General features: G+C 74.9%; 9 protein-coding genes and 1 pseudogene. 5 read left to right on the plus strand and 5 right to left on the minus strand.

Translation table 11 applies throughout. From position 1 onward, the window contains the following. Positions 1-78: 78 nt before the first annotated feature. Positions 79-1,350, plus strand: a complete 1,272-nt coding sequence (locus tag ACWGH1_RS32720) for an MFS transporter (RefSeq protein ID WP_453356594.1) — start codon at positions 79-81, stop codon at positions 1,348-1,350. Here ACWGH1_RS32720 and ACWGH1_RS32725 read toward each other — a convergent pair. Continuing rightward, on the minus strand, positions 1,286-2,122 hold the full coding sequence (locus ACWGH1_RS32725) for a class I SAM-dependent methyltransferase (protein ID WP_453356595.1): 837 nt from the start codon (positions 2,120-2,122) through the stop codon (positions 1,286-1,288). The genes ACWGH1_RS32720 and ACWGH1_RS32725 overlap by 65 nt on opposite strands. A 279-nt stretch (positions 2,123-2,401) precedes the next feature. Here ACWGH1_RS32725 and ACWGH1_RS32730 point away from each other — a divergent pair, with 279 nt between their 5' ends. Both ACWGH1_RS32730 and ACWGH1_RS32735 read left to right on the plus strand, forming a co-directional pair. Beyond that, positions 2,402-3,922, plus strand: a complete 1,521-nt coding sequence (locus ACWGH1_RS32730; RefSeq protein WP_453356596.1) for an alpha/beta fold hydrolase — start codon at positions 2,402-2,404, stop codon at positions 3,920-3,922. Between the two features lie 42 nt (positions 3,923-3,964). Beyond that, complete coding sequence (locus ACWGH1_RS32735; RefSeq protein ID WP_453409261.1) at positions 3,965-5,581, plus strand: alpha/beta fold hydrolase; 1,617 nt, start codon at positions 3,965-3,967, stop codon at positions 5,579-5,581. A 14-nt stretch (positions 5,582-5,595) separates the two neighbouring features. Here ACWGH1_RS32735 and ACWGH1_RS32740 read toward each other — a convergent pair whose 3' ends face one another. The 4 genes and pseudogenes from ACWGH1_RS32740 to ACWGH1_RS32755 all read right to left on the minus strand — a co-directional run. Continuing rightward, positions 5,596-6,216 (minus strand): TetR/AcrR family transcriptional regulator, encoded by a 621-nt coding sequence (locus ACWGH1_RS32740; RefSeq protein ID WP_453352974.1) that lies wholly within the window; start codon positions 6,214-6,216, stop codon positions 5,596-5,598. Between the two features lie 169 nt (positions 6,217-6,385). Then, on the minus strand, positions 6,386-7,225 hold the full coding sequence (locus ACWGH1_RS32745; protein WP_453352973.1) for an NmrA family NAD(P)-binding protein: 840 nt from the start codon (positions 7,223-7,225) through the stop codon (positions 6,386-6,388). After that, entirely contained in the window at positions 7,222-7,647 is a 426-nt protein-coding gene (locus tag ACWGH1_RS32750; protein WP_453352972.1) for a nuclear transport factor 2 family protein, read from the minus strand. The genes ACWGH1_RS32745 and ACWGH1_RS32750 overlap by 4 nt, the downstream gene beginning before the upstream one ends. A 231-nt stretch (positions 7,648-7,878) precedes the next feature. Then, positions 7,879-8,249 (minus strand): annotated as a pseudogene (locus ACWGH1_RS32755) (3-beta hydroxysteroid dehydrogenase); the annotation flags it as partial. Positions 8,250-8,310: 61 nt separating this feature from the next. On the opposite strand from ACWGH1_RS32755, the gene ACWGH1_RS32760 reads away from it, so the two are divergent. Both ACWGH1_RS32760 and ACWGH1_RS32765 read left to right on the plus strand, forming a co-directional pair. After that, positions 8,311-8,526: a three-helix bundle dimerization domain-containing protein gene (locus tag ACWGH1_RS32760; protein ID WP_453352971.1), complete on the plus strand. Its 216-nt coding sequence runs from the start codon at positions 8,311-8,313 to the stop codon at positions 8,524-8,526. A 743-nt stretch (positions 8,527-9,269) separates the two neighbouring features. Further along, positions 9,270-9,842: a TetR/AcrR family transcriptional regulator gene (locus ACWGH1_RS32765; protein ID WP_453352970.1), complete on the plus strand. Its 573-nt coding sequence runs from the start codon at positions 9,270-9,272 to the stop codon at positions 9,840-9,842. Positions 9,843-10,138 lie beyond the last annotated feature (296 nt).

Below are 10,138 nucleotides of genomic sequence, written 5' to 3' on the forward strand. Positions count from 1 at the left end.
CCCCTGCCGGAGGTCTCCGGCAGGGGCGCGGGGCCGCGGACGGTTGACCCGTCTCCCGACGTCTGCCTATAAACCACCATGTCTTCGAGCACGGATCAGCAGACCACCGGAGATCCGGTGGATCCGAACCCGACGCCCCTCAGGAAACTGAGGGGCTTCTTCTTTTTCCTCCTGTCCAGGACGGTCTCCGGACTGGGCTCGGCCGTCACCACGGTGGTGCTTCCGGTCCTGGCCTACCAGCAGACGCGATCGCCGCTCGCGGTGTCCCTGGTCGCCGCGGCGGGAACCCTGCCGTACCTGCTGTTCGGGCTGGTGGCCGGGGTGGTGGCGGACCGGGTCGACCGCCGCCGGCTCATGGTGGCCGCCGACGCCCTGAGCGCCGTATGCCTGGCCACCGTCCCGGTGGCGGCCGCCCTCGGGGCGCTGACGGGTCTCCAGCTGATCCTGGTGGCGCTGCTGTCGTCCGGTCTCGCCCTCTTCTTCGACGCCGGGGTGTACGGGTTCGTACCCGAGGCGGTGGGCCGGGAGAACCTCGCCCGGGCCAACGGCCTGCTCTACGGCGCGGAGTCCATCGTCCGGATCACCGGCACCGCGGTCGCCGGCGGCCTGATGGCGGTGCTCGGGCCGGCGGGCTCCCTGATGGTCGACGCGGTGTCCTTCATCGCCTCCGCCCTGCTCGTCCGAGCCGTCGCCCGCAAGCCGCCCGGCGGCGCCGCGGCGGCGCGCCGCCCCGCTTTCAAGGAGTCCGTCGGCGAGGGGCTGCGGTTCCTGTGGGGGCATCCGGTGCTGCGCACGATGACCGTGGTCGGCGCGCTCCAGTCCTTCGCCGGCGGTGCGATCGTCGGCCAGCTGGTCCTCTACGCCGAGCGTGGGCTGGACGTCCACGGCACGGACGCGCGGATCGGGTTCCTCTACGCGGCGTGGAGCGCCGGCGGCATCGGCGGCTCGCTGCTCCTGCCGAGGATCCGGCGCCGGCTCGACGCGCCCCGGATCCTCCTCGCGGCGCTGCCGGCGGGTGCGCTGCTCGGTCTGGTCGTGGTGCTCGCCCGCGACTGGCGGGTGGCCGTGGTGGCGCTCGCCGTGTGGGGGTCGGCGTATCTCGTGGTCCTCGTCAACACGATGACCTACTCGCAGGAGGTCACGCCGGCCGAACTCCAGGGCCGGGTGAACACCACCCGCCGGATGCTCTCCTCGGGCCTCGGGGTTCCGCTCGGAGCGCTGGTGGCCGGCATGGTGACCGTGCGCTTCGGCATCCACGCCGGAATGTCGACGGCGGTCGCCGCGATCACCCTGGCGGCGGCACTGGTCTGGTCGGCGCACCTGCGCCGGGACGGTGGCCCCAGGCCGTGATCAGGCCGGGGGACAGGGCCGCGCAGTCGGGTGAGCCGAGGTAGCGGATCGCCGCGTCGATGTCCGCGTCGTCCACCAGTCCGGTCGCGGTCATGGCCTCCCGCGCGCGGTCCCAGGTTCCGGCCCAGAAACGGCTGATGGGCGAGCCGGGGACGAGCGGCGGGACGTGGACCTCGGCTGCCACTCCCTCCAGGCCCAGGCCGTGCAGCAGTTGCGGGTAGCGCGGGGTCCAGGAGACGTCGGTGCCGATGGTGTCGTGCAGGCCCTGCCACATGGCCTGCATGGCCATGGTGTACGGGCCCGGGGGCGCGGTGTCGGAGGCCGGATCGATGGCGTCTCCGAGCACCAGCACTCCGCCCGGGAGCAGCAACGCGCCCAGGCGTGCCATCAGTTGGCGCCGGGCGGCCAGATGCATCAGTAGGAAGCGCGCGTGGACCAGGTGGAACCGCCCGGGACCGAAGCCGGGGGCGGTGAGGTCCGCCTCCAGGACGTCGAGACCGGGTTGCGGGTGGGCGGCGAGGAAGCGGGTGTCGCGGTCCACGGCCAGCACCCGCGTGACGCCGAGCTCCCCCAGCAGCCGCCGGGCCACGCTGCCGGTGCCCGCCCCGACGTCGAGGCAGCTCCACCCGGGGCCCGCGCCCAGCTCCCGCAGCCGGGCGATGGTGATGTCGTCGTAGGCCAGGGCGCCCAGGTCGATGCGCTCGTCCTCACCGGCCCGGCCGGGCGGGAACACCGCCTTGCCGTACTCGCCGGGGCCCTCCGTGGGGTGCATGCGGCCACCGCCTCCCGTGCCCGGCGGGCGTGATGCCCGCGGGAGCCCGTTCCTCCCAGTATCGGCCACGTGGCCCGGGTACGCGGCAGGGGCGGCCGCCGCAGCCCGACCCCGGTTGCCGCCGCGTCTCAGGCGCACGGGCCGGGCGTCGAGTGCCCAGGCCTCACCGCCCGAGCGCAGGACGTTCGGGCCGTGCGTGTGCGCGCGTTCAACGTGCCCGGTATCGTCCACTATGTGCGATCCGCCCGAACTGCGGCCACGCGGTCGGGCAGCCGTGGAGTGAGCGCCGCGGCCGCCGCGGCCGCCGTGGTCCTGCTGAGCGGGCTCGGCCCGGCGCCGAGCGCCGCCGCGGCGGCACAGGCCGTCGGTGCGGCCCCGGCGCGGTTCGTGCCCGGGCCCTGCCCCAAGACGTCCGAGCCGGTCGCGGCGTTGCACCACGCCCGGTGCGGCTACCTGGAAGTCCCGGAGAACCGCGAGCGCCCCGGCAGCCGCACCATCCGGCTGGCCGTCGCGGTCATTCCCGCCGCCTCGGCGAAAGCCGCGCAGGACCCGGTGGTCTTCATGGCCGGCGGCCCCGGAGGTGACGCGTTCGACGACATCTCCTTGCTCACCGACGCCGGCCTGAACCGCGACCGCGCACTGATCGTCATGGCCCAGCGCGGCAACCTCCACTCGCAGCCGGACCTCGCCTGCCCGGAGATCGACCGGGCTTCCGCGCAGGCCGTCGGGCTCCGCTACGACGAACCCGCCGCGCGGCGGCTCCTGCTGGGCGCGGTGAAGGAGTGCCGGGACCGGCTGGCAGCCGACGGAACGGACCTGAGCGCCTACAACACCACGCAGAACGCCGCGGACTTCGCCGACCTGCGCACCGCACTCGGCATCCGCCAGTGGAACGTCTACGCGTACTCCTACGGCACCGACCTCGCCCTCACCTACCTGCGCGAGCACCCGCAGGGGGTCCGTTCCGTGGCCCTCGACTCCGTCACACCGCCGCAGACCGTGAGCCTGCCGTGGACGTGGAGCAGCGCGCGGGAAGGCATCGGCGCCGTCCTCGGGGCGTGCACGGCCGAGCCCGCCTGCAAGAGCCGCTACCCGGACGTCGCCCGCACTCTCACGGAGCAGGTGCGCAAGCTCGAAGCGCACCCGCTGACCCTCGACGCCGCTCCCCCGCGCGGCGGGAATCCGGTGCGGGTCGTCCTCGACGGCGGAGCGCTGGTGAACCTGCTGGTCGCCAACGCCGTCCCGGCCGCCGACGTCCCGGCGGCCCTCGACGAGCTCGCCCGCGGTCATCCGGAACGCTTCGCCCGGGCCCGCGCGGCCGGTGCGCATCCGGCCGTCGGGCAGACCGCGTTCGGCCTGACGGAGTCGGTGGCGTGCGGCGAATGGGTGCCGGGGTACTCGGAGTCCGCTCTGCTGGACGCCGGGCGCAAGTCGTTCCCCGGCCTGCCGGACACGGTCCTGGCCCAGGCACCGCAGCTCCCCTTCCAGCACGAGGTGTGCCGGCTCTGGAACGTTCCGGACCGGACCGCCGCCCAGCGCGTGGCCACCGCGAGCCCGGTGCCGGCGCTCGTCGTCTCGGGGACGTTCGACGGGAAGACCGGGGCGAGCTGGGGGGCCCGTACGGCACGTGGCCTGTCGCGTTCGACCGTCGTGCGGATCCCCGGAGTCGGGCACTTCGTGGTTCCCCAGTCGCCGTGCGCGCAACGCGTACTGGCCTCGTTCCTCGCCCGTCCCACCGCCCCCGGCACCGGCTGCGTGGCGGACGTCAAACCGAAACCGTTCACGATCGCCCCGCAGTGACGGCCGCGAACCGACCGCCCCGGGGCAACCGGGAGGCTCCCGATGGCACCCACCGACGTGTCGCGCAGGCGCCGCCGTACCGTACGGCGGCTGCCCGCCGGGCCGGCCGGTCTGGCGGCCGGAATCCTGGTGACCGGCCTCCTCGCGGCACCCGCCCACGGCGCCGGCAGCAGCCCGGACTCCGGGACCGGAGCGGCGATCGGCACGGCCTCCCGGGCGGCGGGCGACGCCCGCTACGACCCCGGCCCCTGCCCGAAGACCCCGGACCCGGTCCCGGCCCTCGAGCAGGCCCGCTGCGGAACGCTCACCGTGCCCGAGAACCGGGGCAGGCCCGACGGCCGGAAGATCAGACTGGGCGTCGCCATCGTGCCGGCGGCCTCGGACCGGCCGAAGCCCGACCCGGTCGTCTGGTTCGCCGGAGGCCCGGGCGACGACGCCGTCGGCGAGATCCCGCTGGCGCTCGACGGCGACCTGAACTCCAACCGGGACGTCATCTTCATGTCGCAGCGCGGAACGTACTCGGCCGACCCGGCACTGACCTGCCCCGGTGTCGACGAGTTCAACGCGCGCGCCGTCGGCCTCGTCTACGACGCGCCGTCCACCGGCCGGCTGCACGTCGACGCGACACGGACCTGCCGCGAGCAGCTGGCGGGCCGCGGGGCGGAGCTCGGCGCCTATGACAGCACGGAAAGTGCCGCCGACTACGCGGACTTGCGCCTCGCGCTGGGCATCGCGCAATGGAACGTGTTCGGCATCTCCTACGGCACCGACCTGGCCCTGATCTACATGCGCGAACACCCGCAGGGAATCCGCTCCGTCGGCCTCGACGGCGTCCTGCCGCCGTCCACCACCGGTGGCGCACTCGCCTGGATGAGCGCGCGGGAGGGCTTCGACGGCCTGTTCCGGGCGTGTGCGCGGCAGCCCGCCTGCAACAGCCGCTACCCGCACCTGTCGGCCACCTTCGACCGGCTCGTCCGTGAGCTCGAAGCCCGGCCGGTCACCACCACCGTCACGGTGCCCGGCCGCCCCGAGCCGGTGAAGGTGGTGCTGGACGGCGGGGCGCTGGTGACCTGGCTGACGTCCGCCACCCACCTGGCGGCCGGGGTGCCCCGCTCCCTCGACGAGCTGGCCCACGGCAGACCGCAGCGGATCGCCCAGCAGTGGGCGGCCGGCAAGGTCAGCCCCCAGGCCGTCGGCAGGGTCTCGCACGGGCTGGCCTACGGCGTCTTCTGCCGCGAGTGGACGCCCTACGAGAGCCAGGCCGAGGTACTGCGGGCCGGACAGGCCGCGTTCCCGTCGTTCCCCCGGTCCGTCCTGGCCCAGGCTCCGCAACTCGCGTTCCTGCACGCTGACTGCGCTGCCTGGAACGTTCCCGCCGCGCCGCGCTCGGTCCGCGACGTGACGCACAGCGACATCCCGACCCTGGTCATGTCGGCCGGGTTCGACGCCCAGACCGGTGCGCGCAACGGGCCGTACGTCGCCCGGACGCTGAGCCGGGCCACCGTCGTCACCGTCCCCTACGTGGCGCACGTGGCCTTCGCGGCGTCCCCGTGTGCACAGGAGATCACCCGCTCCTTCCTCGACACGCCGACCGCCCCCAAGACCGGATGCCTCGCCGGCCTCAAGCCGCCCGTGTTCGAGACGGCTCCGCAGCCGTGAGCCGGCCCCCGTGATCAGGGACCGTCCGGGCTCCGGTTCTCGTCGGCGGCCGGCGAACCCGGCCCGGCACCGAGGACGTTGTCGACGTGGGCCGCGAGGGAGGAGCGCAGGGCCTCGGGCGTCGTCTTCCGCTCGTCAATCAGGTGCACCACGAGGTCGGCGCGGATGCAGGCGAGCAGCGCGTGGGCGGTGAAGTCCGCGTCGTGCGCGCCGGGCACCTGGGCCACTTCGGCGCGCAGGGTCTCGTACCACCAGCCGTAGTGCTCGGCCCGGTAGGGGCTGCTGAGCCCGGCGTCCTCCGCAGCCGCCATCAGGTTGCGGTTCTCGATCTTGAAGCGGAGGGAGGCGTCGAGGAGGTCCAGCACCCGTTGCCGCGGGGTCGAGGCGGCCGTCTCCCGGGCTTCCCGCACGGCTTGCCGCAGGGGTTCCAGGCGGGCGGCGAGCACGGCGCCGATCAGGCCCGCGCGGTCGCCGAAGCGGCGGAAGAGGGTGCCCTTGCCCACGCCCGCCGCTGCGGCGATGTCGTCCATCGAGACGTCGTGGGGGCTGGCGCCGGCCGCGAAGAGGGCGTCGGCGGCGGCCAGGACGGCCTCTCGGTTGCGCAGGGCGTCGGCCCGCTCCGGACGTCGGCTCACGGATCCTCCTCTTGGTCTTCGGCTGGTCCGGGGCCCGTGCCGCCCGGTGCCCCGCCCGGCTCGAAGCGGGTTCGCCCGGGTGCGCTGGGACCAGTCGAAGATACGCGCCGCGGCGGGACGGACGGCGCCCGGGTGCCCGCGGGTGCGGCGGGCCGGGATGCCGCCGGTGCTACGGCACCTCGCGTTCGACGAAGGCCCGGAAGGTGCCCGGGGGACGGCCGGTGAGCCGCTCCACGGTGTCCGAGGTGCGGTCTTCGGCGCCGGCCGCGATGTCCCGGTCCATCCCGGCCAGCATCGTGGCGAACTCCAGCGGGATCTCGGCCGCCCAGCGGTCGCGCAGCTGCTCGAAGGTCAGCCGCCGGTGCACCACGGACCGGCCGGTGACCTCGCTGATGATCGCGGCGACGTCGTCGTAGCTCAGCGCCTGCGGCCCGGTCAGGATCAGGTCGGCGTCGGGAGCGTGCTCGTCGGTCAGGGCGCGTACGGCGACGGCGGCGATGTCCGCCGCGTCGACGAACCCGACGCGGCCCCCGCCCGCGGCGGTCCGGATGACGCCGTCCTCGCGGATGCTGCGGGCGTGCGGGGCGTGGCCGGCGAAGTTCTGCATGAACCAGGAGGGCCGCAGCACCGCCCACTCCTCGAACAGACCGGGCAGCGCCTCGTGGACCCGCCCCACCGCCGGGCCGCCGGCCGGGATCGCCGACGAACTGAGCAGCACGGCGCGGTGTACGCCCGCGGTACGGGCCTGGCGGAGGAAGGGCAGCATGACCGCGGCCGGGTGCGGGGATCCGATGGGCGGGACGAGGTACACGCGGTCGACGCCGTCGAGCGCCCCGCCCCAGGTCGCGGGCTCGTTCCAGTCGAAGCGGACGGCGAGGCCGCCCTCGACCGGCGTGGCGCTCCGGCCGGCGGCCTTCACCCGGCGCCCGGCCGCGCGGAGCCCGGCGGTGACCCGGCGGCCGGTGGTGCCGGTGGCACCGATGACGAGGGTGGCGTCGGGGCCGTTCACCGGGCCGCTCCCACGAAGCCGGCGCCGGGCAGCGCGACGGCGAGGGGGTTCCAGTAGTCGCGGTAGGACGTGATGAGCCCCTCCTTGACGGTGACCACGGCGATGTAGGTCATGTCGAAGGGGCCGCCGGTCTCCACCAGGCGGCCGACGCCGCGCATCTCCACCACGATCGTCTCCGGGTCGGTGGTCTGGTGGACCGTCACGTCGGGGAATTCGTGGAGGTCGACGTGGTCGGGGTAGTGGCGCATGTACGCGCCGACCGCGGACTTGCCCGCCAGCCGCTCGGGCCAGCCCCGGGGCGCGAAGGGGAACTCCAGGACCCCGTCCTCGTGCCACAGCTCCACCCAACCGGCGATGTCCTTCTCGAGCAGCAGTCGAAGGCTGTGGCGGTACAGCTCCGCGGGCGCCATGGGGATGGTCATGGTCAGGGCTTCCGTTCGATTCGGGGTGGTTCTGCGCGGCGGGACACCCGAGACGCAAACGGACCGGCGGTCCGCCATGCCGACCATACGGACCGTCAGTCCGTTTCGCAACTGCGGAACGGCCGCCGGCGCCCCCGCGCGGTCATGTACGGAGCGCCGTGGCTCGGGGACCCGGCCGGATGGTGTTGGCGGACGCGGCCGGCGGCCCGGGGCGCGGCGGCGCCGGGGGGCTCAGCCGAAGTAGTGGCCCTTGTCCAGGTCTTCGATCTGCCCGGTCGGCCGCCACCCCGTCAGCTCGCGGGTCAGCGCGCTGGAGGCCTGCTGGTCGGCCCTCGGGGGCGACGGGCAGGTCCAGGTGGCGGCCGATGACCTCGGCGACGTCCCGGAGGGGCACCCCCTCGTCCGCGACGCCGTGCAGCGTCGAGCCCGCGGGCGCCTCCTCCAGCGCGAGGCGGAACAGGTCCGCGGCATCGAGGCGGTGCACCGCGGGCCGGCGGTCGGTTCCGTCCCCCGTAGTGGCCGCTGACACCCTTGTCGCGGGCGATGCGGACGGAGCGGCGACGGTGAACCGGAGGTGCACGGCAGCCGGAAGATCGGCTTCCAGAGCAAGGACCGCTCCGCCAGACTGAGCTGAGCGGTCCCCGGAGAAGGCTGAGGTGCACGGTGACGGAGTCCGATGATGCACTTGTCGTCCGCCACGTCGCCGAGCGGCTGATGAAGGCTCATCCCCATCTGGACGCCGACCTGGTGCGGAGTTCGGTGCAGACGGCGTACGAAGAGCTCAAGTACGCCCGCGTACGGGCCTACCTGCCGGTCCTGATGGAGCGCAGGGCGAGGGACCTGCTGCCCTCGGACGGGCAACCGGAGCATGGTTCCTGACGGTGTTCAGGCGCGGGCTGTCTGCCTGATCAGATTGGCCCGGGCCGGCGCGGGGTGCCCGGTTCGGCGGTGATCACCGGTGTCCGGCCCGGCCGCCGGCAGCCGGTGAGGCGGGAGGCGGCCGGTGAGGCGGGAGGCGGCCGGGATGTCTCCCGACGCTGGGCCGGCCGAGGCCACCAGGTCCCGGCCCCGTCCGGGCCGGCGAAACGAAGCGGCGGGGACCGGCGGGGCCTTCCTGTCGGGCCGGGCCGTACGGGAAGCGCGTCCAGGCTGTCGCCGCTGGTGCGCGAGCTCCTCCTCCGGTCAGCGCGCGAAGAGGCGTGCCGGGGCGCTGGCCGCCTACGGGCGGGCCGGCGGCGCGACGGACTGCAGCCTGCGGCTGAGGGGCCGGTGCCGGGGCAGGGCGGCGAAGGCCGGCGACTGCGGGCCGGGAGCGCCGACGGCAGCGCGAGGAGGGCGGCCGGGTCGTCCTCGGCTCCGGCCGTCAGCCGGCGCCGTACCCGGATCAGCGGTCCTCTGACGAGGCGTCGGCGGGGCACCGGGCGGGTCCGGCCACTGCGCGCCGTCCACGGCCTCGCGGACCGCGCGCCGTGCGGACCGCGCCGGCACGGCGTCGGCGGCCGCCCGGCGGCTGCGGCGAACTCCGCCGGTACGGCCGCGCCGGAGCCGCGCACGGCCCCGCGACGCACTACGGTTCGACCGCCGACGGTCAGCCGGATCGCCCATCCGTTTAGACTGCTCCCATGACGACCGCTCCCCTGCGCAAGGACGCCGCCCGCAACTGGGAGCGGATCGTCGCCGTGGCCCGCGGTCTGGTGGACGAAGGGACGCCGCTCCAGCTCAACGACGTGGCCCGCCGTACCGGGCTCGGGGTGGGCACCGTGTACCGCCACTTCCCCACCGCCGAGGCGCTCCTCGAAACCGTCGCCGCCCCGTCCCTGGAGGCGCTCGTCGCCCACGGCGAGCGGGCGCTGGCCGACGGCGACCCCGGACGGGCCCTCGCCGCCTTCCTGACCCGCACCATCGAAGCCCAGGTCACCGACGCCTCCCTGACCGCGGTCACCGCCGCGGCCACGGACGCCCTGCCGCGCACCACCGAACTGAAGCAGGCCCTCTGGTCGGTGGGCGCACGGCTGCTGGAACGGGCCCGCGTCGCCGGGGTCGTGCGCCCTGACCTGGCCGACGGCGACCTCGTCCCGCTGATGTGCGGAATCGCGTACGCCGCGACCGTGCACGGCGCCCCCGGCACCCGCGTCGAAACCGGCCGCCGGTACCTGACCGCGCTCCTCGAAGGCCTGTACGGCCGACGGCCCTGACACCATCCCCCTGGATGCCCGCGGCAGCGTCGCCCGGCGCTCGGGTCGTCCCGGTCCGGCCACCGTCGATGAGTAATCCGGCGCCCGTGCTGGTCCCGGCGCGGGGGGGTGAACGGCCCCGGCGGCCCTCCCCGGTCAACGGCGCCGGAAGACCGTGTCGCGGACGGCGTCCCACGCGGTAGCGCCCACCCCCACCGGCTCTCGGCGAACGGCCGGCACAGCGGTTCCGTACCTGCGCCGGCCTGCGTTGCCGACTCCTGACGGGTGGTCAAGGTACGGCCCCCGCGCGGGCGGAA

The sequence above is a fragment of the Streptomyces sp. NPDC054883 genome, assembly GCF_053610645.1.